The 23,198-nt window shown below is 63.8% G+C and carries 21 protein-coding genes; 8 read left to right on the top strand and 13 right to left on the bottom strand.

Annotated elements, in window-relative coordinates:
* The first annotated feature begins 297 nt into the window (after window positions 1–297).
* The 3 genes from FW796_RS11320 to FW796_RS11310 are packed head-to-tail and all read left to right on the top strand — an operon-like array spanning window position 298 to window position 4,049.
* On the top strand, window positions 298–1,698 hold the full coding sequence (locus tag FW796_RS11320) for an MBOAT family O-acyltransferase (protein WP_446439371.1): 1,401 nt from the start codon (window positions 298–300) through the stop codon (window positions 1,696–1,698).
* Window positions 1,685–2,824 (top strand): SGNH/GDSL hydrolase family protein, encoded by a 1,140-nt coding sequence (locus tag FW796_RS11315; RefSeq protein ID WP_346633264.1) that lies wholly within the window; start codon window positions 1,685–1,687, stop codon window positions 2,822–2,824. Before FW796_RS11320 ends, FW796_RS11315 begins: the two co-directional genes overlap by 14 nt.
* 1 nt (window position 2,825) lies before the next feature.
* Window positions 2,826–4,049, top strand: coding sequence for an SGNH/GDSL hydrolase family protein (locus tag FW796_RS11310; protein ID WP_346633263.1), 1,224 nt, complete (start codon window positions 2,826–2,828; stop codon window positions 4,047–4,049).
* Between the two features lie 151 nt (window positions 4,050–4,200).
* Here FW796_RS11310 and ilvD read toward each other — a convergent pair whose 3' ends face one another.
* Window positions 4,201–6,042, bottom strand: coding sequence for a dihydroxy-acid dehydratase (gene ilvD, locus FW796_RS11305; protein WP_346633262.1), 1,842 nt, complete (start codon window positions 6,040–6,042; stop codon window positions 4,201–4,203).
* A 313-nt stretch (window positions 6,043–6,355) separates the two neighbouring features.
* On the opposite strand from ilvD, the gene FW796_RS11300 reads away from it, so the two are divergent.
* On the top strand, window positions 6,356–6,922 hold the full coding sequence (locus FW796_RS11300) for a hypothetical protein (protein ID WP_346633261.1): 567 nt from the start codon (window positions 6,356–6,358) through the stop codon (window positions 6,920–6,922).
* On the opposite strand, the gene FW796_RS11295 is transcribed toward FW796_RS11300, so the two are convergent.
* Together FW796_RS11295 and FW796_RS11290 are read right to left on the bottom strand one after the other, a co-directional pair.
* Window positions 6,904–8,097: an MFS transporter gene (locus FW796_RS11295; RefSeq protein WP_346633260.1), complete on the bottom strand. Its 1,194-nt coding sequence runs from the start codon at window positions 8,095–8,097 to the stop codon at window positions 6,904–6,906. The genes FW796_RS11300 and FW796_RS11295 overlap by 19 nt on opposite strands.
* Window positions 8,098–8,209: 112 nt before the next feature.
* Window positions 8,210–9,406 carry a class I SAM-dependent rRNA methyltransferase gene (locus FW796_RS11290; RefSeq protein ID WP_346633259.1) on the bottom strand — a complete coding sequence of 399 codons (1,197 nt, stop codon included), beginning with the start codon at window positions 9,404–9,406 and terminating at the stop codon, window positions 8,210–8,212.
* Between the two features lie 227 nt (window positions 9,407–9,633).
* Here FW796_RS11290 and FW796_RS11285 point away from each other — a divergent pair, with 227 nt between their 5' ends.
* Together FW796_RS11285 and mutM are read left to right on the top strand one after the other, a co-directional pair.
* Complete coding sequence (locus tag FW796_RS11285; RefSeq protein ID WP_185073746.1) at window positions 9,634–10,446, top strand: HDOD domain-containing protein; 813 nt, start codon at window positions 9,634–9,636, stop codon at window positions 10,444–10,446.
* A gap of 33 nt (window positions 10,447–10,479) precedes the next feature.
* Entirely contained in the window at window positions 10,480–11,292 is an 813-nt protein-coding gene (gene mutM / locus FW796_RS11280; RefSeq protein WP_446439370.1) for a bifunctional DNA-formamidopyrimidine glycosylase/DNA-(apurinic or apyrimidinic site) lyase, read from the top strand.
* Between the two features lie 63 nt (window positions 11,293–11,355).
* Here mutM and FW796_RS11275 read toward each other — a convergent pair whose 3' ends face one another.
* From FW796_RS11275 to FW796_RS11255, 5 genes are all read right to left on the bottom strand, one after another.
* Complete coding sequence (locus FW796_RS11275) at window positions 11,356–11,607, bottom strand: YfhL family 4Fe-4S dicluster ferredoxin (protein WP_011064042.1); 252 nt, start codon at window positions 11,605–11,607, stop codon at window positions 11,356–11,358.
* A gap of 134 nt (window positions 11,608–11,741) precedes the next feature.
* A complete protein-coding gene (coaD, locus tag FW796_RS11270; RefSeq protein WP_003195136.1) occupies window positions 11,742–12,221 on the bottom strand; it encodes a pantetheine-phosphate adenylyltransferase in 480 nt (159 codons plus the stop codon).
* A 115-nt stretch (window positions 12,222–12,336) separates the two neighbouring features.
* Window positions 12,337–13,932, bottom strand: a complete 1,596-nt coding sequence (locus FW796_RS11265; RefSeq protein ID WP_446439369.1) for a GMC family oxidoreductase N-terminal domain-containing protein — start codon at window positions 13,930–13,932, stop codon at window positions 12,337–12,339.
* Between the two features lie 45 nt (window positions 13,933–13,977).
* A complete protein-coding gene (locus tag FW796_RS11260; RefSeq protein ID WP_346633256.1) occupies window positions 13,978–14,523 on the bottom strand; it encodes a twin-arginine translocation pathway signal protein in 546 nt (181 codons plus the stop codon).
* A gap of 37 nt (window positions 14,524–14,560) precedes the next feature.
* Window positions 14,561–15,991 (bottom strand): coniferyl aldehyde dehydrogenase, encoded by a 1,431-nt coding sequence (locus tag FW796_RS11255; protein WP_346633255.1) that lies wholly within the window; start codon window positions 15,989–15,991, stop codon window positions 14,561–14,563.
* Window positions 15,992–16,136: 145 nt separating this feature from the next.
* On the opposite strand from FW796_RS11255, the gene FW796_RS11250 reads away from it, so the two are divergent.
* Window positions 16,137–16,808, top strand: a complete 672-nt coding sequence (locus FW796_RS11250) for a TetR/AcrR family transcriptional regulator (protein WP_161758648.1) — start codon at window positions 16,137–16,139, stop codon at window positions 16,806–16,808.
* A 33-nt stretch (window positions 16,809–16,841) separates the two neighbouring features.
* Entirely contained in the window at window positions 16,842–17,696 is an 855-nt protein-coding gene (locus tag FW796_RS11245) for a sulfurtransferase (RefSeq protein WP_346633254.1), read from the top strand.
* A 103-nt stretch (window positions 17,697–17,799) separates the two neighbouring features.
* On the opposite strand, the gene FW796_RS11240 is transcribed toward FW796_RS11245, so the two are convergent.
* The 5 genes from FW796_RS11240 to FW796_RS11220 form a co-directional block, all read right to left on the bottom strand.
* Window positions 17,800–18,630 (bottom strand): AraC family transcriptional regulator, encoded by an 831-nt coding sequence (locus FW796_RS11240; RefSeq protein ID WP_346633253.1) that lies wholly within the window; start codon window positions 18,628–18,630, stop codon window positions 17,800–17,802.
* The gene (locus FW796_RS11235) at window positions 18,623–19,624 is read right to left on the bottom strand and encodes a hydrolase (protein WP_346633252.1); all 1,002 of its coding nucleotides are present in this window, start codon (window positions 19,622–19,624) and stop codon (window positions 18,623–18,625) included. Before FW796_RS11235 ends, FW796_RS11240 begins: the two co-directional genes overlap by 8 nt.
* A 74-nt stretch (window positions 19,625–19,698) precedes the next feature.
* Window positions 19,699–20,319, bottom strand: a complete 621-nt coding sequence (gene rsmD, locus FW796_RS11230; RefSeq protein ID WP_404937849.1) for a 16S rRNA (guanine(966)-N(2))-methyltransferase RsmD — start codon at window positions 20,317–20,319, stop codon at window positions 19,699–19,701.
* The gene (locus FW796_RS11225; RefSeq protein WP_404937848.1) at window positions 20,319–21,809 is read right to left on the bottom strand and encodes a M16 family metallopeptidase; all 1,491 of its coding nucleotides are present in this window, start codon (window positions 21,807–21,809) and stop codon (window positions 20,319–20,321) included. The genes rsmD and FW796_RS11225 overlap by 1 nt, the downstream gene beginning before the upstream one ends.
* On the bottom strand, window positions 21,802–23,157 hold the full coding sequence (locus FW796_RS11220; protein ID WP_346633249.1) for a M16 family metallopeptidase: 1,356 nt from the start codon (window positions 23,155–23,157) through the stop codon (window positions 21,802–21,804). The genes FW796_RS11225 and FW796_RS11220 overlap by 8 nt, the downstream gene beginning before the upstream one ends.
* Window positions 23,158–23,198 lie beyond the last annotated feature (41 nt).

The raw sequence follows: 23,198 nt of genomic DNA, 5'->3' as shown, positions 1-23,198 counted from the left end.
CTGGCAAGCCAGCTCCTACGGTAAACCGGTCCGCCAAGCCGCCCTCATCCGTAGGCGTCGGCTTGCCGGCGAACAGGCCCTTGGATCTGGCGTCGCCCTTGTGGACGCTTTCGCTGGCAAGCCAGCTCCTACAAGGGGGGGCTGTCGTTCGGTGCGGAGCTGGCGTCCGCTATAGGCGGAGAATGTTTCAACTTGTGACTGCCGAAGCCCCTCTGCCATAATCGCGCCCGTTTCCACTCCTCCTGCCTGCTCTCCCTGTGCCGGGTTTGTCCCCGTCTGCACGTAATGGACTACGTTGTGAGCTATCTCTCGATCGAATTCGGCCTCTGCTTCATCCTGTTCTTCATTCTTTATTGGGGCCTGGGCTTCAGTCTGCGTCTGCAGAACGGCCTGCTGCTGGCCGCCAGCTACGCGATCCTCGCCAGCTTCAGCCTGAACTTCCTCTACATCCTGCTGGGCTACACGGCCCTGGTGTATCTGCTCGGTCTGTTGAGCCAGCGTTATCCCGGGCGGGGCTGGGTCAATGGCCTGATGTTGCTGCTGGTGCTCGGGGCTTTTTACCTGTTCAAGTACCAGGACTTCTTCACCAGCACGGTGCAGAGCGCCTTCGCCCAGTTTGGTGTTGAAGTGTCGCTACCGTTGCTGGAGGTGCTGTTGCCGGTGGGGCTGTCGTTCTATGCCTTCCACTCGGTCAGCTACCTGGTGTCGATCAACCGTCGCGAGCTGACGCCGGGCTCGCCCTTTGACCTGGCGCTGTACCTGGCGTTTTTCCCCAGCCTGATTGCCGGTCCCGTGAACCGGGCGATCCCCATGCTGGAACAGATCAACCCGCCGCAGTTGCGTCAGGTGCTGGAGCCGCAACGGGCCCTGGGCCTGATTGCCGTGGCGGTGGTCAAACTGTTCTTCCTCAGCTCCTGGCTGGCCAATGAATGGGTCGACCCGGTGTTCGACAGCCCGGTGGCCTTCTCGGCCGAGCAGATCCTGCGGGCGGTGTACGGCTATTCGTTCCTGATCTACTTCAACTTCAGCGGCTACACCGATCTGGTGACCGGTATCGCCCTGTTGCTGGGCTTTCGCCTGCCGTTGAACTTCAACTACCCCTATGCGGCGCGCAACCTCAAGGAGTTCTGGGGACGCTGGCACATCAGCCTGTCGACCTTTATCCGTGACTACGTGTATATCCCGCTGGGGGGCAACCGGGGGCCGGTGTGGCGCGGCAACCTGAACATGCTGCTGGCGATGCTGATCTCCGGCTTGTGGCACGGCGCCAGCGCCAACTTCATTATCTGGGGCGCGCTGCATGGCGTTGGCCTGGCGCTGTACAAACTGTGCAGCCCGTTGCTGGCCCGGGGGCCGAGCTGGATCGGCGCGGATCTGATGGCTCGCCTGCTGACCTTCCACTACGTGGCCTTTGCCTGGATCTTCTTCCGCTGCGCGACCTTGTCCGACGCCATGGACATGCTCAGTGGCCTGGGCGGCCTGTCCTTCAGCGGCCTGGCCGGCAGCGCCTTGAGCCTGTTGGGCTGCCTGTTGTTCGTCGCCTTCTACCCACGGATCGTGGCGCTGCTGCGCCGCCTGTTCGATGCGGCCACCGGCTTGCCGTGGCTGTTCTATCCAGTGCCGTTGGGGCTGTTCATCTGCGTGGTTATCTTCGCCTCACCGTCGGGCGTGCCGGGGTTCATCTATGCCAGTTTCTAACCGTTCGCCCTTGTCGGTCAGCTTCGGCAGCGCAGCCAAGGTGTTCTATGCCCTGGTGGTGACCAGCCTGTTGCTGGTGTGGTTCAACCAGCAGTCGATCCGTCTCTACTGCCAGCAGAAGTACCACGATGACTGCGAGATTCCGGGACTTTCGCAGAACCCGCAGTGGCGTTTTGGCGCGCAGCTCAACCAGGCCCTGGAAAATGCCCGGGTGGCCTTTGTCGGCAGCTTTGCCGCAACCGCCGACCTGAGCCTGGTGGCCCAGGCTGAAGCGGCCGCGGACGAAGAGCCTGCGCCGTTGCCGAAGGTCGCGGCCGCGCCAGAGCACCCGCCGCTGAGCACCGCTCACGCGGCCCCGGTCCATGTGGCTCCCCAGGCCCCGGTCCCGGTGCATCCGCAGCCAGTGGCCGTGGCTCCCGTGGTCAGCCATCCCCCCCAGGTCGAGCAGGGGCACGCGGCGCCGCTGATGGCCAGCCTGGCCACTGGGGATGAGGTGTTCTTCGTCGGTGATTCCCTGATGCAGGGCGTGGCGCCGCACATGGCCAACACCTTGCGCAAACGCTACAACGTCAAGAGCCTGAACCTCAGCAAGCAGAGCACCGGCCTTGCCTATCCAAGCTTCTTCAACTGGCCCAAGACCGTTGAGAGCACCTTGGCCAGCAATCCGAACATTCGCCTGATGGTGATCTTCCTGGGGCCCAACGATCCGTGGGACATGCCGGTGGTCAAGGGCAAGCCGTTCCTGCGCTTCAAGACCCCGGACTGGGAGGAAGCCTATCGCCAGCGCATCGATTCGATCCTCGACACCGCCCAGGCCCACAATGTGCAAGTGATCTGGGTCGGCCCGCCGAACATGGAGAAGCCCAAGCTGTCTACGGCCATGGCTTACCTGAGCGACCTGTACAAGAGCCAGATCGAGCAGTATCACCAGCATTTCGTTTCGGCCAACGAGATCCTTGGCTACCAGAGCGACGAATTTTCCTATTACCGCACCACCGGCGATGGCAAGAAGGTCAAGACCCGGGTCGACGACGGTATTCATTTCACCACCACTGGGCAGAAGCTGATCGCTGAGCGTGTGATCTCGCTGATCAACTTTCCCAGTCAACAATTGACGGAGCACTGATATGGGGCGACTGCAAGGCATTGCGCTGTTGCTGGGCATCACCTTGCTGAGCAGTTGCAGCCCGACCACCGAGGTCCAGGCCACACCGGCCTCGGCCCTGGCCAGGTCCGGAACCGGAGCGAAGAAGGTCGTGACCACTGGCAGCGACCCGAACCTGGCGTTGCTGGCACGCAAGTTCAGCACCTCCAACCGCACCCCCATCAACATTGTGCAACTGGGGGATTCCCACACCGCTGCCGACCTGTTCAGCGGTGAGGTGCGACGCCTGCTGCAAGCGCAGTACGGCGATGGCGGCATTGGTTTCGTGGCGGCAACACCGGTGCCCGGCACTCGCTATGAACGGGTGATCCTCGGGGCGGCCAAGCGTCAGTGGTCCCTGGTGTCGGCGCGTAACCAGCAGAGCACGCAGTTTCCCCTGGGGGGCTACCTGTCGCTGCCGATGACGCCGGGGGCTCGGGTGCATATCGCCGAGCGCCAGCCGAGCAACCAGCAGTACCGCATTTCCGCTCTGTACCAGGCGTCCAGCAACAACACCCTGACCGCCCGGGACAACCTCAACAAGAGCAGTCGCATGCTGGCCGCTACCGGTGGACAGTGGCGTTTCAGCCCGCCGTTCAACAACCTGACCCTGCCGCTGGACTTTAACGTGGCCAACAACCAGGGCCTGGCCCTGGGCGGCTGGAACATCCTCGGGCAGAAGAGTGCCGGGGTGATCTACTCCTCCCTGGGCATCAATGGCGCACGCCTGGATGTGCTGGACAAGTGGCAGCCCGGCTGGCTGGAAACCCTCAAGGCCCTGCGCCCGGACATGGTGGTGCTGGCCTACGGCACCAACGAGGCGTTCGATGACGATCTGGATCTGCAGCTGTACCGCAGTCAGTTGCAGGAAAAAGTCACGCTGCTGCGCAAGAACCTGCCCAAGACCGTGATCCTGCTGGTGGGCCCGCCGGACTCCATCAAGCGCCGCAATGCCGGGAGTTGTGCGGCATCGCAGCCGCAGCCGCTGCGGCAGATCGTGCAGATCCAGAAGGACGTGGCGAAGAACAGCCGCACGCTGTTCTGGGACTGGCAGGCGTTCATGGGCGGGGATTGTTCGATCAGCAAATGGCAGGGCAGCGACCTGGCGCGTAACGACTTGGTGCACCTGACCGCTGATGGCTATCGCAAGAGTGCCGATGGCCTGTACCGCTTCCTGCGCGGGCAGTTGGGCGAACGCATGCCCTGAGCCCCCGGCCACCGGCTTCAACGGTGGCGGCGCCACCACCCCGAATGCTGCTGTAGGAGCTGGCTGGCCAGCGAAGGCATCCGCAAGGGCGACGCAAGGCCAAAAAAATGCCCCGCACTTGGCGGGGCATTTTCATTTCAGGGCAATGCGATCAGAGGCCGTCGAGCATGGCCTTGTTGCGCACCGCACCCTTGTCGGCGCTGGTGGCCAGCAGGGCGTAGGCTTTCAGTGCCGTGGTCACCTTGCGTGGGCGTGCCTCCACCGGTTTCCAGCCTTTCTTGTCCTGCTCGACACGGCGGGCTGCCAGTTCCTCGTCGCTGACTAACAGGTTGATCGAGCGGTTGGGGATGTCGATCAGGACCTTGTCGCCGTCCTGCACCAGACCAATGGCGCCGCCGGCTGCCGCTTCTGGTGAGGCGTGGCCGATGGACAGGCCCGAAGTGCCGCCGGAGAAGCGGCCGTCGGTGAGCAGCGCGCAGTCTTTGCCCAGGCCCTTGGATTTCAGGTAGGACGTCGGATAGAGCATTTCCTGCATGCCCGGGCCGCCTTTCGGACCTTCGTAACGAATGATCACGATGTCGCCTGCTTTCACTTCGTCAGCGAGGATGCCGCGCACGGCGCTGTCCTGGCTTTCGAAGATCTTGGCGTTACCTTCGAAGACGTGGATCGACTCGTCGACACCGGCGGTCTTCACCACGCAGCCGTCCAGGGCGATGTTGCCGTAGAGCACGGCCAGGCCGCCTTCCTTGGAATAGGCATGTTCGACGCTGCGGATGCAGCCGTTTTCACGGTCGTCGTCGAGGCTGTCCCAACGGGTCGACTGGCTGAAGGCGGTCTGGGTCGGGATGCCCGCCGGGCCGGCCTTGAAGAAGTGATGCACGGCTTCGTCCGTGGTCTGGGTGATGTCCCACTGGGCGATGCCCTCGGCCATGGTCTTGCTGTGTACGGTGGGCAGGTCGGTGTGCAGCAGGCCGCCACGGGCCAATTCGCCGAGGATGCTGAAGATACCGCCGGCGCGGTGCACGTCTTCCATGTGGTACTTCTGGATGTTCGGCGCCACTTTGCACAGCTGTGGCACGTGGCGCGACAGGCGATCGATGTCCCGCAGGTCGAAGTCGATCTCGGCTTCCTGGGCAGCGGCCAAGAGGTGCAGGATGGTGTTGGTGGAACCGCCCATGGCGATGTCCAGGGTCATGGCGTTCTCGAACGCCTTGAAGTTGGCGATGTTGCGCGGCAGTACCGACTCGTCGTTGTCGCCGTAGTAGCGCTGGCACAACTCGACGATGGTGCGTCCGGCCCGCAGGAACAGTTCCTCACGGTCGCTGTGGGTGGCCAGTGTCGAACCGTTGCCCGGCAGGGCCAGGCCCAGAGCTTCGGTCAGGCAGTTCATGGAGTTGGCGGTGAACATGCCGGAGCACGAACCACAGGTCGGGCAGGCGCTGCGCTCGTACTCGGCAACCTTCTCGTCAGAAGCGCTGGAGTCGGCGGCGATGACCATGGCGTCCACCAGGTCCAGGCCGTGGCTGGCGAGCTTGGTCTTGCCGGCTTCCATCGGGCCGCCGGAGACGAAGATCACCGGGATGTTCAGGCGCAGGGCGGCCATCAGCATGCCGGGGGTGATCTTGTCGCAGTTGGAAATGCACACGATGGCGTCGGCGCAGTGGGCGTTGACCATGTATTCCACGGAGTCGGCGATGATCTCGCGGCTCGGCAGCGAATACAGCATGCCGTCGTGGCCCATGGCGATGCCGTCGTCCACGGCGATGGTGTTGAATTCCTTGGCCACGCCACCGGCGCGTTCTATCTCACGGGCGACCAGCTGGCCCAGGTCCTTCAGGTGCACGTGCCCCGGGACGAACTGGGTGAAGGAGTTGGCAATGGCAATGATCGGCTTCTTGAAGTCGTCATCTTTCATCCCCGTGGCGCGCCACAGTGCGCGGGCGCCGGCCATGTTGCGGCCGTGGGTGGATGTTTTCGAGCGGTAATCAGGCATGGAGCACTCCGGGCGGCTAATCAGGGAACAAATGGGGAGTGAGCTTCTATTGACCTCGGGAACACTCAGAAATGGCCGTGTGTCCGAAAGCTGCCGATGACGTCGCGGGATCGCCGCGCGCCTCAGCCTGAGCTCATAAACCCGCCGGGGGATGACTGGCGATGAATTTGCCGATTCTACACCGCTGGCGTCAGGAAGGAATGCCGTGGCCGCTCTGTGGCGTGCGATTGCCTGGATCTGACAGGGAGGCTGCCAGCCTGGCCGCTCCTGGTTTAGACTCGCCGCCCCTCGATCCCCTTCCAATGGAGCTGGAATGTCCGCGAACATGCGATCCCTGAGGTTCTACCTGGGCACTGGCCTGCTGCAGGGTCTGCTGCTGATGTGGCTGGTGCTCTACAGCGACTGGCCGGGCAGTGCCATGGCCGTGGTGGGCGCCGCGCTGCTGACGGGCGGCGGGTTCGTGCAACTGCTGGCCGGGCAACGCCGCCAGTGGCGCACCTGGCGAGCCGCCTTGCTGCTCGCCTTCGCGGCTGCGGTGCTGGTGCAGGCCTGCAGTGAATTGCCCTCCACCCGTGGGGTGATCTACAGCGTGGTGGTGCTCCTGCTGCTGATGACGCTGCTCAGCGCCACTTGGCTGCCGGGACGTGACGGTTTTAAACGACGGCTGTTGGGTGACGGAGCCTGGATGCTGGTGGCCCTTTCCGCTGCGTGGCTGGTGCAGGCGTTGTTCGATTTCTGGACCCACGAACACCATCTGGACCCCTTCAAGAGCGGGTTCCTGTCCTTGCGCTACTTCACCGGGCCACCCTTGGCATTCTCCTTTGTCCTGTACCTCAGGGATTTGTGCCGTTTGCGCGATCTTCAGACGCAAGCGCCCTGATAACGACGGTTGACCAGGCTGTTCAGGCCCAGGGCGGCAGCACTCAGCAGCAGAAAGCACAGGCCCAGCGCCGTCACCAGGTTGCTGCTGCTCAGGTTGATGAAGCCACTGATCAGGCCGCCACTGATAAAGATGATCATGTTGCCCGCCGAAGCCGAGGTTCCTGCGTTCTGCGGAAAAATGCCCATGGCCCGCGAGGTTGCCACCGGGCGGGTGATGGTGGTGCCGGCGGTGCAGATGATCATCGGCACCAGGACCGTGGCGACGGACCGCTCGAACGGCTGCAACAACAGCATCAGCAGGCCGGACAGGGCGATCAGCCCCAGGCCGGTGACGATCTGGGTGCTGGCTTGCAGGTAACGGTTCATCACCCCGGCGCCGATGCCGCCCAATACGTAGGCGGCTCCATACAGCAGCAGTGCCAGCGAGTACTGGTAGGGCGAGAGCTGCAACTGCTCCATGAAAATGATCGGTGAAACGACGATGAACGAGAAATGGCAGGCGAAGGCCAGTGCCGAGATCAGCCAGTAGCCGACGAACGACAGGTCGGCAAACACCAGCCGGTAGGCCGTGAAGATATTCCGCTGACGTGCCGCCGCCGTGCCTGGGGTGTTCTCCAGCAGGAAGCAGGCCTTGAGGATGACCAACAGGCTGAGGCCGACAAATACCTCGAAGCTGCCCTGCCAGCCCAGGTGGGCCTGCAGCCAGGTGCCTAACAGCGGTGACAGGGAAATGAAGAGACCGCTGGCGGTGACCATGGCGATGCGCAAGCGCTCCTGCTGCTTGCCGACGAACATGTCCTGCACCAGTGCCTGGGACAGCACGAAGCAGCCACAGCCGACTGCCTGGACCACGCGAAACAGCAGAAACCAGCTGTACTCACTGGCGGTCATGCAACCGAGCGCCCCGGCGATGGCCACGCTCATGCCTGCCAGTAGCAGCTTCTTTCGCCCTAGGGTGTCTGACAGCGGTCCGACCACCAACAGGGAAAATGACAAGCCAATGGCGAACAGGCTGATGGACAGCGCGATATCGACGCTGGAGGTCTGGAAGCGTTCGGCCAGGGCGGGAAAGGAGGGGAGGATGACGTCCAGCGGGAAAACCCCGAGCAGGGTCATGGTCAGCAGCAGGATGATCGCTGATGTCTTTTTCGCGGTGGCGGGGGAGTGGCCCATGGTGCGGCGTCTCGGTCCTTGAGAGGGGCCGAGAATCCAGTCGTGGCGTTGCAAAGTCAATCGGTGGCGCTGGCCATTCCCGCGCAGGGCGGGAATGGCCGTCGGCCCGGGCTCAGCTGTTGGGCAGCAGGCGGCAGGTGATGCTCTTGATGTAGCGGGTTTCCGGGATGGCTGGGTGCACCGGGTGATCCGGGCCCTGGCCGCCGCGTTCCAGCAGTTGGATATTGCGGTCCAGGTGGCGGGCACTGGTCAGCAGGATGTTCTGCAGGTCGTCCTCGGGCAAGTGCATCGAGCATGAGGCGCTGACCAGGATGCCGTCCTTGTTGAGCAGGCGCATGGCTTGCTCGTTCAGGCGGCGGTAGGCGCCTTCGCCGTTCTTCAGGTCTTTCTTGCGTTTGATGAAGGCGGGTGGGTCGGCAACGATCACGTCGAAGCGCTCTTCACTGGCTTTCAGCTCTTTCAGGGCTTCGAAGACATCGCCTTCGATGCAGGTCATTTTCTCGGCGAAACCGTTCAGCGCCGCGTTGCGCTCCACGCCATCAAGGGCGAAGGCCGAGGCATCGACGCAGAACACTTCACTGGCGCCGAACGCCGCGGCTTGCACACCCCAGCCGCCGATGTAGCTGTACAGGTCCAGCACGCGCTTGCCCTTGGCGTAAGGCGCCAGGCGGGCGCGGTTCATGCGGTGGTCGTAGAACCAGCCGGTTTTCTGGCCCTGGATCACCGGGGCTTCGAACTTCACGCCGTTCTCTTCCAGAGCAACCCACTCCGGTACCAGGCCGAACACGGTTTCGACGTAGCGGCTCAGGCCTTCGGCGTCACGGGCGGCGGAGTCGTTCTTGAACAGGATGCCGCTGGGCTTGAGCACCTGAGTCAGGGCCGCAATCACGTCGTCCTTGTGGGTTTCCATGGTCGCCGAGGCGATCTGTACCACCAGGATGTCGCCAAAACGGTCGACCACCAGGCCCGGCAGCAGGTCGGAGTCGCCGTAGACCAGGCGGTAGAACGGCTTGTCGAACAGCCGCTCGCGCAGGGACAGGGCCACGTTCAGGCGGTGCACCAGCAGCGACTTGTCCAGGGCCAGCTTGGCGTCCCGGGACAGCAGGCGGGCACAGATCAGGTTGTTCGGGCTCATGGCAACCACGCCCAGAGGCTTGCCGCCGGCGGCTTCCAGTACCGCCTGGTCGCCTGCCTTGAAGCCGTGCAGAGGGGTGGCGGCTACATCGATTTCGTTGCTGTAGACCCACAGGTGGCCGGCGCGCAGGCGGCGATCGGCGTTGGCTTTGAGGCGCAGGCTTGGCAGGGACATGACGTCGCTCCGGAAAAAAGGGCGCGATTATACCCCTTCGCGGGGCCCAAGCGATGGCCAATGGACCTGCGGCCAGGGCCGTGTAACCAAGTCGCGGGGTAAAGTTCCTGTCCGTTCGCCCAACATTGTGTGGTTAGGGGTTAGAATCGCCGCCTCAGCCAGAGTGTGTACTTATGTCCCAAGAGCTATCAGCCGAACAGATTCAACAGGCCCTGCAAGGCATCAGCGTGCCGCCTCAACCGCAAATCATGGTGGATTTGCAGATGGAGCAGTACATGCCCGACCCCGACCTGGAAGTGATTGCCAAGCTGATATCCCAGGACCCGGGCCTGTCCGGCGCACTGCTGAAGATCGTCAACTCGCCGTATTACGGCCTGAGCAACAAGATCGCCTCGATCCAGCGCGCGGTGAATCTCTTGGGCAGCCGCTCGATCATCAATCTGATCAACGCGCAGTCGATCAAGGGCGAGATGAGTGACGAAACCATCGTCACCCTCAACCGCTTCTGGGACACCGCCCAGGATGTGGCCATGACCTGCCTGACCCTGGCCAAGCGCACCGGCTCCCAGGCGGTGGATGAAGCCTATGCCCTGGGGCTGTTCCACGACTGCGGCGTGCCGCTGATGCTCAAGCGTTTCCCCGACTACATGACCGTGCTGGAAGAGGCCTATGGCAGCGCCGGGCCGGAGCAGCGGGTGGTGGACACGGAAAACCGTGCCTTCAATACCAACCACGCGGTGGTGGGTTACTACACCGCCAAGTCCTGGCGCTTGCCGGAACATGTGACCAATGCCATCGCCAATCACCACAATGCCCTGGCGATCTTCAGCGACGAGTCCTCGCGCAACAGCCAACTGAAGAATCTGCTGGCGATCCTGAAGATGGCCGAGCACATCTGCGCGTCCTACCGGGTCCTGGGCAACCAGGTGGAAGATCACGAGTGGAACAGCATTGGCCATCTGGTTCTCGATTACGTCGGTCTGTCGGATTACGACTTCGAGAACCTCAAGGAAACCGTGCGCGAGCTGGGCGCACACTGATCGTTCATTTCGTGATGATTGCCAGGGGCGGATATGCCTGAATTACCTGAAGTCGAAACCACCCGGCGCGGGATCGCACCGCACCTGGAAGGCCAGAAGGTCAGTCGGGTCATCGTCCGTGACCGGCGTTTGCGCTGGCCGATCCCCGAGGATCTGGATGTGCGCCTGTCCGGGCAGCGCATCGTCCAGGTGGATCGTCGGGCCAAGTACCTGCTGATCAATGCCGAAGTCGGCACCCTCATCAGTCATCTGGGCATGTCGGGCAATTTGCGCCTGGTGGAAATTGGCCTGCCGGCGGCCAAGCACGAACATGTGGATATCGAACTGGAGTCGGGCCTGGCCCTGCGCTACACCGACCCGCGGCGGTTTGGCGCCATGCTCTGGAGTCTGGACCCGTTGAATCACGAGCTGCTGGCGCGCCTGGGACCGGAACCGTTGACTGACCTGTTCGATGGTGAGCGCCTGTTCCAGCTGTCCCGGGGACGTTCCATGGCGGTCAAGCCGTTCATCATGGACAACGCGGTGGTAGTGGGGGTGGGCAATATCTATGCGACCGAGGCGCTGTTCGCCACGGGCATCGATCCGCGTCGTGAGGCCAAGGGCATTTCCCGGGCCCGCTATCTGCAGCTGGCGATCGAGATCAAACGCATCCTGGCGGCGGCCATCGAGCGGGGTGGCACCACCCTGCGCGATTTTATCGGCGGCGACGGTCAGCCTGGGTACTTCCAGCAGGAGCTGTTCGTCTACGGACGTGGCGGGGAGCACTGCAAGGTCTGCGGCACGGGGCTGCGGGAAATCAAGCTGGGCCAGCGGGCCAGCGTCTATTGCCCACGTTGCCAGAGCTGAGAAGCTTCGCCGGCAAGCCGGCTCCTACAGTTGTTTGTGGGAGCCGAAAGGGCGCCTTATCACTCAAGCCTTGCCGGTGATCTTCCGGTACTTGGCCATCAACTCTTCTTCGGTTTCCGGACGCGCTTCGTCCAGTGGAATGCAATCCACCGGGCACACCTGTTGGCACTGTGGCTCGTCGTAGTGGCCGACGCACTGGGTGCACAGGTTCGGATCGATCACGTAGATCTCCTCGCCTTGAGAAATGGCCGCGTTGGGGCACTCGGGTTCGCAGACGTCGCAGTTGATGCAATCGTCGGTGATGATCAGGGACATGGGGGACTCCGGCCTGGGCGGCAGGCCCTGGCATGTAAAAACGAATGCGCGCAATTGTGCCGTATTGACGCCCGCAGTGCACGCGGGCGCGATGGCTGACGCCTGGCAAGGGCCCCTCTGCGGGGCCGCACGGCTTATTTCTTGAAGCGCAGGGTCAGTGCATCGGCGACGGCCGGATGGACGAACTTGGTGATATCACCGCCCAGGGCCGCGATTTCACGAACCAGCGTCGAGGAAATGAACGAGTAGCGCTCCGACGGAGTCAGGAACAGGCTTTCCACGTCCGGCGCCAGTTGGCGGTTCATGTTGGCCAGCTGGAACTCGTATTCAAAGTCCGAAACCGCTCGCAGGCCCCGCAGAAAGACATTGGCGTTCTGCTCCTTGGCAAAGTGCGCCAGTAGGGTGGAGAAGCCGACGACTTCAACGTTGGGCAGGTGCTTGGTCACCTCTTGCGCCAGTTCCACGCGTTGTTCCAGGGGGAACAGCGGGTTTTTCTTGGGGCTGGCAGCAACGGCGATGATCACGTGGTCGAACAGCCGCGAGGCGCGCTCGACCAGATCGCCGTGGCCCTTGGTAATAGGGTCGAAGGTACCTGGGTACAACACTCGGTTCATCGCGTCGTCCTGGCGGGAATCCGTTGGGGAGTCGGATGGTATCGCAGCCTTCCCGGTCGGCCAAGTCGCCTTTTAGGGAAGAAAGCACTATAGACGACGAAAATACCCCGCTTTTTCACGCCGTTTTCAAGCGCTCCGCCAGGGCCGTGGCCAGTTGCGCCGTCAGGCCGTAGACCGACAGCTGTGGGTTGGCACCGATGCTGGTGGGAAACAACGAGCCGTCGTGGATCGACAGATTGCGCAGTTGATGGTGACGCCCGAGGCTGTCGGCCACGGCGTTCTTCGGGTCTTCGCCCATGGCGCAGCCGCCCATCACGTGGGCGCTGCCCAGGCGGGTGCGGTACAGCGCCAGGTCCAGGCCGTCGATCTGCGAGCGGACTTCATTCAGGGTCTTGGCGAAGCGGGCGTCGCTGTGCAGCGGCTTGACCGCCTTGGCGCCGCCGGCGAACTGGATCTCCGCCATGCTGTGGAAGGCCCGGCGCAGGCCGTCCCAGGCGTAGGGCGAGACCTGATAGTCGAGCGCCGGTGTGCCGTCGCTCCGCAGTTCGACGTTGCCGCCAGTGCTGTCGGGATGGAAGCCGTCCCGCAACAGGGCCAGCATGGCGTGGGTGTGGGGCAGTTGCTCCATGGACAACCCGCTCTGCGGCCCGAAACCGCCTAGCAGGGTACTGGCCAGGGCCGGTTGCAGGGGCGGCACTTCGAGTTTGTAGGACATCTTGCCGGTGGTGCCGTCCTGCCACTGGAAGTGGTCGGAGTAGATCGACTGGGGGGCGCCGTAGAACGGGTTGATCACTTCGTCGAACTGGCCGGCGGAGAAGTTTACCAAGTGCAGGAAGGTCCGCTTGCCCAGGCGCGAATGCGGGTCCGGGGCATCGGAGCGCAGCAGCAGGGCCGGACTGTTGATGCCGCCGCCAGCCAGCACGTAATGCTTGGCCTTGACGGTGATGGTTCGTCCGGTGGGCGCCACGCAACGGGCATCCATGGCCACACATTGCAGGCTGCTGACCTGGTCATCCTTGAGCTGCAGGCGATTGGCCCGGGCCAGGTACAGCAGCTCGCCGCCTTTCTCCAGGGTCGCTGGAATGGTGGTCACCAGCATCGATTGCTTGGCGTTGGTGGGGCAGCCCAGGCCGCAATAGCCCAGGTTCCAGCAGCCGCGGACGTTGCGCGGAATCACATGCCAGCTGTAGCCCAGGGCTTCGCAGCCCTTGCGGATCACGTCGTTGTTGGCGTTGGGTGGCATGACCCAGGGCGCGACCCCCAGGCGCTGCTCCATCTTCTCGAACCAGGGCGCCATCTCGGCTGAGCTGTGGCCCACCACCCCGTGTTCCCGGGCCCAGTGTTCCAGGGTCGGGTCGGGAGTGCGGAAGCTCGATGTCCAGTTGATCAGCGTGGTGCCGCCCACGGCGCGGCCCTGGAGGATGGTGATGGCGCCGTCCTTGCTCATGCGCCCGATGCCTTCCTGATACAGGCTGGTATAGGCGTGGTCCTCCAGCATCTTGAAATCGTCGCTGGTCTTGAGCGGGCCTTCCTCGATCAGCAGCACCTTGTAGCCGGCGGCGCTGAGGATTTCGGCGGTGGTGCCACCCCCGGCACCGCTGCCGATGATGGCGACATCGGCTTCCAGGGTCAGGTCCTGCTCCAGCTGCGAGCCGTTGTAGGTTTTCCAGCCACGCTTCAGGCCTTCGCGGAACAGATCAGGTACGGGCATATTCGGTGCTCTCTTATTATGGATGGTGCGCCGGGACGAGTCGGATCAGACCTTGGGCGGCCCGGGGTAGCCGCAGTGGGCCCAGGATTCGGGGCGGGTGTACCAGGCCATCATCACCAGTTGCAGCAACGAGGCATGGCCCATGCGCAGCAGGGCCAGGAAGCTGTTTTCCCAGCGGCTGAGGAAGTTGCGGATGGCCTCGGCGCTGGCGTTTTCCCAACTGCCCCAGATCCCCGTCAGCGGGCCGCGGGTGACTGCCATGCCCAGCACATCGAACAACTGCTGGGTGAGCTTGAACATTTCCGGTGACAGGTGATTGAGGGCGTTGTCCAGGTTGGCCAGGGTGCCGTCGATGGCGGCGGGCATCTTGTCCGCCGCCACGGCGCCTTCAAGCATCACCGGGATCAGCGCCCGCAAAAACGGCAGGTCATTGCTGCGCAACAGGGTAAAACCGCTGGCGGGCGTGCTGGCGGAGCAACCGCTGAGGCTCGCGCCCAGCCCTGCGGTGGCCAGGAAAGCACTGGCGCAAAGGCTGATTTTCAGCAGGCCGCGCCGTGACAGCGCGGGTGTTTCAGACAGGCTAGGGGTCATTGTTGTTATTACCCGGCGATGTACTGGTTGAGGTTCTTTAGCGGATGAACAGCTTTTGAATGAGCTTCTGGATCGACTTGCCGTACGGCGGATAGATCAGGCGAGCTGCATTGAAGCGCTGCTTGATGAACACCCCCTTGGCCTTGCTGAAGGTCAGGAAGCCTTCATGCCCGTGGTAGTGACCCATGCCGGAAGGGCCGACGCCACCGAACGGCAGGTCATCCTGTGCCACATGCAGCAGGGTGTCGTTGAGGCACACGCCGCCGGAGTGGGTTTCGTTGAGTACCCGCTGCTGTTCGGACTTGTCGTAACCGAAGTAGTACAAGGCCAGGGGGCGCGGACGCTGGGTGATGTAGGCGAGGGCCTGGTCCAGGGTCTTGTAGGGCACGATGGGCAGGATCGGGCCGAAGATCTCGTCCTGCATCACGGTCATTTCGTCGGTGACATTCAATAGCAGGCTGTGGCCCAGGCGCCGCTCCTGGCTCTGTTCGAACAGCGACACCAACAGCGCGCCCTTGCTGGTGGCATCACTCAGGTAGCCGTTGAGCCGCGTCAGCTGGCGCTGGTTGATGATCGCGGTGTAGTCGGGGTTGTCCGCCAGGGTCGGGAAGAAACCGCGCACCACCTGGCGATAGGCTTCGACAAAGGCGCCGATTCGATCTTCAGGTACCAGCACGTAGTCCGGGGCGACGCAGGTCTGCCCGGCGTTCAGGGTCTTGCCGAAGGCGATACGTTCGGCAGCGTCCTTGAGGGGCACGGTGTGGGACACGATGGCCGGGGACTTGCCTCCCAGCTCAAGGGTCACCGGGGTCAGGTTCTCTGCCGCTGCGCGCATCACGTGCTTGCCAATACTGGTGGCGCCGGTGAACAGCAGATGGTCGAAACGCAGCTTGGAGAAGGCCATGCCCACTTCGGCTTCGCCCAGCACCACGCACACCAGATCCTCGGGGAACACCCGGGCCAGCAATTGTTTGAGCAACTGGCCGGTGGCCGGGGTGGATTCACTGAGCTTGAGCATCACCCGGTTGCCGGCGGCCAGGGCCCCTACCAACGGCCCCATGCACAGGTACAGCGGGTAGTTCCACGGCACGATGACGCCCACCACCCCCAGCGGCTGATAGACCACCTTGGCCGAGGCCGGCTGGAAGGCCAGGCCCACGGCGCGGCGAGAGGGCTTCATCCATTTTTTCAGGTGCTTGCTGGCGTAGTGGATGCCATGCAGGCTGGGCATCAGCTCGGCCAGCAGGGTTTCATCGGCGCTGCGGTTGCTGAAGTCCTGGCTGATGGCGTCGATCAGCGCCTGGCGTTCGGTGTCGAGCAGATTCTGCAGCGATTTGAGCCATTGTTGGCGTTGTGCGGCCGGTGGCATGGGATTGGCGGCGAAGGCCCGGCGCTGGGCTTCGAACAGCTCATGCAGCTCGTCCTGTTGCTCAAGGGAATCCTGCAGGTAAGCGATTTCGGCAGACATGGACGGGCTCCGGTTTTTATAGGGTGGCTAGTTTTTTAGAGCTTATGCTCTAAATTGTCAAATACCATCCGGTGCCGGTCGCGATTTATCCTCAGGGGGATAGAACGTAAGATGCACCTCAGCCTTCTGATTAAAGCCCACGCCCATGGCCCCACGCATAAAAACCCGCGAACGCATCGTTCAGTTCAGTCTTGAGCTGTTTAACCAACAGGGCGAGCGCAACGTCAGTACCAACCATATTGCGGCGCACATGGAGATTTCTCCGGGCAACCTGTACTACCACTTCCCCAACAAGCAGGCGATCATCGCCGTGCTGTTCGCCGAGTACGAGAGCCTGGTGGACAGCTTCCTGCGCCCACCCCCCGGGCGTGCGGTCACCGTGGAAGACAAGCGCTATTACCTGCAGGCGCTGCTGGCGGCCATGTGGCGCTATCGCTTCCTGCACCGCGACCTGGAGCACCTGCTGGACAGCGACGCCGAACTGGCGGCCCGCTACCGGCGCTTCTCCCAGCGCTGCCTGATCCAGGGCATGGCCATTTACGGGCGCTTCGTCGAGGCCGGGATCGTCGCCATGGACAAGGTGCAGATCGAGTCCCTGACCCTCAATGCCTGGATCATCCTCACGTCCTGGGTGCGCTTTCTGTGCACCACCCGGGAGAGCTCCACCCACCTGAGCGAGGAAGCCATCAAGCGCGGCGTCTATCAAGTGCTGGTGCTGGAAGCCGGTTTTGTCACCGACCAGGCCCGGGAAGCGGTCAACGGCCTGTTCGAAGAGTTTTACGTGCCCCTGGCCCAAGCCCTGGAAGAAGTGCAGTAGGATCAACCTCCGACTTATTCACAGGAGCCCGCTATGTCCCTCGCGCAGTTGATCAGCCCGCTTGCCCTGGACCAGAAGAAACAGCAGCCCGGTCTGGTGATTCTGGATTGTCGCTTTGCTCTGGAAGACCCGGATTACGGCCAGCGCAGTTACGCCGACGGGCATATCGCCGGGGCGCATTTCGCCGATCTGAACCGGGACCTGAGCGCGCCGGTGATCAAGGGCGTGACCGGCCGGCATCCGTTGCCGGAGCCGGCGCAGTTGGTGCTGCGCCTGCAGGCCTGGGGCATCGATAACGACAGCGAGATCGTGCTCTATGACGACGGCCCCGGCTCCTACGCCGCTCGCGCCTGGTGGTTGTTGGCCTGGTTGGGCAAGCGTGATGGCGTATTCATTCTCGATGGTGGCCTGAAAGCCTGGCATGCCGCCGGCCTGCCCCTGAGTCTGGATGCTCCGGCCGGCGTTCCCGGACACTTCAACGGTCAACCCGACCACAGTCTGTTGCTGGATGCCGAGCACTTGCGCAAGCGCCTGGGCCAGGCAGACCTGACCCTGCTGGATGCTCGTGGCCTGCCGCGTTTCCGTGGCGACGTGGAGCCCATCGATCCGGTGGCCGGGCATATTCCCGGTGCCCAATGTGCGGCATTCACCGACAACCTGGGCGAGGACGGGCGCTTCCTTGCGGCCGACCAGCTCAAGCAGCGTTTCGCGCAAAAGCTCGCCGGGCGCTCCCCGGAGCACTTGGTGGCTTACTGCGGCTCTGGCGTCACCGCCTGCCACAACCTGTTCGCCCTGTGCCTGGCCGGCTACCCCCTGGCGCGGTTGTACGCGGGTTCGTGGAGCGAATGGATCACCGATCCCCAACGGCCTGTCGCCACTGGCGACTGACGGGCAGCACTCTGCCAGCCTCTTCGTTGGCAAGCCAGCTCCTAGGGCCCGCAGGGCCACGCCGACCTGTAGGAGCGAGCTTGCTCGCGAAAGCCGCGCCGCCCTACAGAAGAACGGCGCTGCGGTAAGCCGCCGGCGCCACCCCATACACCTGCTTGAACTGCCGGCTGAGATGGCTTTGGTCGGCAAACCCCAACTGCGTCGCCACTTCCAGCGGCAGGCAGCCGTCGCGCAGCAAGGCGCGGGCCTTGGCAATGCGCTGCTGCATCAGCCAGGTGTGGGGCGGAATTCCGGTAGCCCGGCGAAACACCCGGGCAAAGTGGAACGGCGACAGGTTCACTGCCGCCGCCAACTCCTCCAACGACGGTGGCGCCGTCAACTGCGAGCGCAGCAATTCCTTGGCCTGCACAATCGCCCGGTGCTCTTGCCCGGGTTCGCCCAGCGCCCGGACCCCGGCATGACGCTGTAGCAGCAACAGCAGCATTTCTCGCCACTGAGTCTGTTGTTGCAGGGCGGTGGCCGGGCTTTCCAGCAGGTGGTGCAGGCGGGCAAAACCCTGCACCAGATCCGGGTCCCGATACAGGGTGGCGCCAAAGGCCGGCAGGCTGCCGCTGGGCAGTTCCAGTTCATCCAGCAAGCCGAGAATCTGCCGGTTGTCCGGGTAAAAGGCCCGATACAGCCAGCCGTCTTCGACGCCCTTGGCCCCGGTGTGCAATTCATCCGGGTTGATCAGCACCAGGGTGCCGCTGCCCGCCAGGTGCTCGGCCCCGCGATAGCGGTAGCGCTGGGCGCCGGCCATGATCATGCCGATCACGTAACCCTCGTGCACGTGGGGCACGAAGCGCTGTTCGATATAACGCGCGGCCAGCAATTCGACCCCGGCCAGGGGCGCGGTCTGCCAGAAGCGGATCGACTCCCGGGCGGACTTATCCATGGCGGCCCAGGCCGGTCAGCCATTGCGGAATGCGTTGTTCCAGGTAGTAGCTCGGGTGTTTCAGAGAGCCCCCGACAAAGCCCACGTGACCGCCTTTGGCCTGCAGTTCGAATTGGGTGCTGGCGGACAGTTCGCCGGCCTCGGGCAGGCTGTGGGGGAACACAAAGGGATCGTCCGCGGCCTGGATGATCAGGGTTGGGGTGCGGATCTCGCCGAGGAAATAGCGACTGGAAGCACGGCGGTAGTAGTCCTGGGCATCGGCAAAGCCATGCAGCGGCGCGGTGACCCGGCCATCGAAGTCCCAGAAGGTGCGCATCTTGGTCAGGGGGCCCAGTTGCGCCAGGGTCGCCAGGCCTTCATGGCGGCCGTCGTGCTGGAACTGGCGTTGCTTGTTCTTGATGTAGGCCAGCATCTCGCGCATGAAGTGGGCCTGATAGACCTTGGAGAACCCCTGGCCAATGCGGTCGGCGCATTGGTCCAGGCGAAACGGCACCGACACTGCCGTGGCCCCTTGCAGCGGGCTGGCGCTGCCGCTTTCCCCCAGGTACTTGAGCAGCACATTGCCCCCCAGGGAGTAGCCCACCGCGTACAGCGGTGCCTGGGGGCGCTGGGCTCGCAGATGGGCAATGGTCGAAGCCAGGTCTTCGCTGGCGCCGGAGTGGTAGCTGCGGGGTAGCAGGTTGGGTTCGCCGGAGCAGCCGCGCCAGTTCAGCGCCGCGCTGGCCCAGCCCTGGCTGGCCAGGGCCTGTTGCAGGCCGGCCACATAAGGTGAGTTGGAAGAACCGGTCAGCCCATGCAGCACCAGCACCAGTGGGGCCTCGGCGCTATGGGGGCCGTGCCAGTCAAGATCGAGAAAGTCGCCGTCATCCAGCCATAGACGCTCGCGCTGGCGCTCAAGGTGGGTAGTCGGGCGCCACAGCGGGCCCCACAGCGTCTGCAGGTGCGGGTTGCCAAGGCCGAAGGCGGGGGTGAAACGATCAGGTGAGTTGGGCACGGGGTGGGTCTCGATGCGGCGCAGCGCAGCCCGGGCGGGCTGCGCTCCTTGTTCCGGCCGAGCGTAAACAGGTTCTACGCGGGGCTGTCTGCCATACGTTGCCACAAGGAGTAATACACCTGCCCGGATTTTTGTTCACGGTGCAGGCGCCAGCTCCCGGGCAGGCCCAGGGTCGACGGTGCGGTTTCGCTTTCGGTGTAGATCCAGGCGTCGTCCGCCAGCCAGCCGCGCTCTTCCAGCAAAGCGCAGGCAGCGGGCAGCAGGTTCTGGTTGAACGGTGGGTCGAGGAACGCCAGGTCGAACGGCGTCGCCGGCTGGGTTTCCAGATAGCGCAGGGCGTCGGCGGTCTGCGCCTGGCCCACCGTGCAACGCAGGGTGCCCAGGTGCTCGCGCAGGCTGGAGATCGCCACGCTGCTGCTGTCCAGGGCCAGCCCCGTGGCGGCGCCACGGGACAGGGCTTCGAGGAACACTGCACCGCTGCCGGCGAACAGGTCGAGGACCTTGGCCCCGGCCACATAGGGCGCCAACCAGTTGAACAGGGTTTCACGCACCCGGTCGGGGGTCGGGCGCAACCCCGGCAGGTCGGGGAAGCTCAGCTTACGGCTGCGCCATTCGCCGCCGATGATGCGCAGCTGGCCCACGCCATTGTGCTGGTTGTGGACGGGCTTCTTGCTGGGACGGGCTGGACGGGCCATTAATGCTCCGGAACCCCGAGCGGCTGCTCGGCGGGTTTGTCAGTGGGGGGCGGCAACGGCTTTTGCGCGACGGTCGGGCCGGCGCTGACGATGACCATCTTGTCGACGCCGAGGTGCTTGTTCATGGCGGCCTTGACCTGTTCCACCGTCAGTTCCTGGGATTGACGCATGAAGTCTTCCAGGTAGCTCAACGGCAGATTATAGAAGCCCATGGCGCCCAGCTGGCCGACGATATCGGCGTTGCTGGCGGTGGACAGCGGGAAGCTGCCGGCCAGTTCGCGCTTGGCGTCGTCCAGCTCCTTTTGGGTCGGGCCGTTCTTCAGGTAGTCGGCAAACACGTCCTGCACCAGCTTCAGGGTGCCTTCGCTCATTTCCGCGCGGGTCTGCAGGTTGATCATGAACGGGCCGCGGGCCTGCATCGGGGAGAAGCCCGAGTAGACGCCGTAGGTCAGGCCGCGCTTCTCGCGGACTTCGCTCATCAGCCGGGTGCCGAAACCGCCACCGCCGAGGATCTGGTTGCCCAGGGACACGGCGGCGTAGTCCGGATCGTCACGGTCGATCCCCAGTTGCGCCAGCATCAGGTTGGTCTGGCTCGATGGGAACTCGATATGGCCGATGCTGGCCTTGGGTTCAGTGGGTTGCTCGATCTTCGCCAGGGCCGGGCCTTTGGGCAGGGCGGCGGAGACTTGTGCGGCAATCGCCTCGGCGTCGCTGCGGGACAGGTCGCCCACCAGAGCGATCACCACATTACCGGCGGTATAGGCCTTGGCGTGGAATGCTTGCAGTTGCGCCAGGCTAATGCTCGGAACGCTCTTGGCATTGCCTTCGCTGGCATGCGCGTAGGGATGGCTGCCGTACAGGCGCTGCATCAGCTCCAGGCTGGCCAGCTTGCCAGGGTTCTGCTTCTGGTACTCGAAGCCGGCGAGCAACTGGTTCTTGATCCGCGCCAGGGAGTCGGCAGGGAAGGTTGGCTTGCCCACCACTTCGGCGAACAGCTTCAGGGCCGGTTCGCGTTTATCCACAGCGCTGAGGCTGCGCAGCGAGACCACGGCCATGTCTTTGTAGGCGCCGTTGCCGATATCCGCGCCCAGGCTTTCAAAGCCCCGAGCGATGGCGCCAACATCCTTGCCGGGCACACCTTCGTTGAGCATGGCGTTGGTCAGCAGGGCCAGGCCGGAAGTGTTGCCGTCCTGGCTGCTGCCGGCGGCGAAGATCAGGCGCATGTCGAACATCGGCAGCTCGCGGGCTTCGACGAACAGCACCTTGGCGCCTTCGGCAGTGCTCCAGGTCTGCACATTGAGGTTGCGGTGGCTGGGAGCCTTGCCATCCAGCTCGGCCAGGGACTGCAGCTTCTGGCTGGTCTTGGCGTTGTCCAGGGCCTGGCTGGCATTGCTCTCGCCGGAGCGCGACAGGTACAGGCCGCCGGCGGTGAGCAGGGCGACCAGGGCCAGGCCCAGCAGGACCGGTGAAGCATTCTTGCGCTTACTCATGAGCGGACTCCTCAGGCAGTACATGGGCCACGCTCATACGCTCCCGGGTGAAATAGGTGCGGGCGGCTTTCTGGATGTCTTCCGGGGTCACGCTTTGCAGTTCCGCAAGCTCGGTGTCCATCAACTTCCACGACAGGCCGACGGTTTCCAGCTGGCCGATGGCGCTGGCCTGGCTGGTGATCGAGTCACGCTCGTAGACCAGCCCGGCAATCACTTGGGCTCGGACCCGCTCCAGTTCCTCGGCGGACGGCGGGGTGGTCTTCAGCTGGTCCAGCAGGCGCCACAGCCCGGCCTCGGCCTGGGCGATGGTTTTCTTCTTCTGGCTGTTGGGGGTGGCCGAGAGCATGAACAGGCTGTCGCCCCGGCTGTAGGCGTCGTAGCTGCTCGAGCCGTTGGACAGCAACTCTTCGCCGCGCTCCAGCTGGGTCGGGATGCGGGCACTGTAGCCGCCGTCCAGCAGGGCCGAGGCCAGGCGCAGGGCGTTGACCGAACGCTTGTCTTCAGCCGTGGCGATGCTCGGCACGTTGAAGGCCAGCATCAGGCTCGGCAGTTGGGTCTTCACGTGCAGGGTGATCAGGCGCTCGCCGGGTTCGGCCAGCTCCAGGGGGATCTTCGCCGGTGGCACGTCGCGTTTGGGGATGGCGCCGAAGTAGCGCTGGGCCAGGGTCTTGACCTCATCCGGGGTGACGTCGCCCACCACCACCAGGGTGGCGTTGTTCGGCACGTACCAGGCTTGATACCAGTGGCGCAGTTCCTCGACCTTCATCCGGTTCAGGTCGGCCATCCAGCCGATGGTCGGCGTGTGGTAGCCGCTGGCGGGGTAGGCCATGGCCTTGAAACGCTCATAGGCCTTGGACATCGGCTTGTCGTCGGTGCGCAGGCGGCGTTCTTCCTTGATCACTTCGATCTCGCGGGTGAACTCGTCGGCCGGCAGGCGCAGGCTGGCCATGCGATCGGCTTCCAGCTCCAGGGCCACGCCCAGGCGGTCCCGTGCCAGGACTTGGTAATAAGCGGTGAAGTCGTCGCTGGTGAAGGCGTTCTCTTCGGCGCCCAGGTCCCGCAGGATCAGGGAGGCTTCGCCCGGGCCGACCTTCTCGCTGCCCTTGAACATCATGTGTTCCAGGGCGTGGGACAAACCGGTCTGGCCCGGGGTTTCGTAGCTGGAGCCGACCTTGTACCAGACCTGGGACACCACTACCGGTGCGCGATGGTCCTCGCGGACCACTACTTTGAGGCCGTTGTCGAGGGTGAATTCGTGGGTGGGTTGCGGGTCGGCAGCCAGGGCTGCAAGGGGCAGACAAACTGTGCTGAGCAGCAGGCCTGCGGCGCGGCGGGCTAGAGCATTCATTCGTTTTTAAACCTGTTGGGCTGCCCGCGTGTTCTTAGCGT

The sequence above is a fragment of the Pseudomonas sp. 910_21 genome, assembly GCF_052850735.1.
The sequence above is the reverse complement of the archived record's forward strand: the minus strand, read 5'-3'. Positions and strand labels throughout refer to the sequence as shown.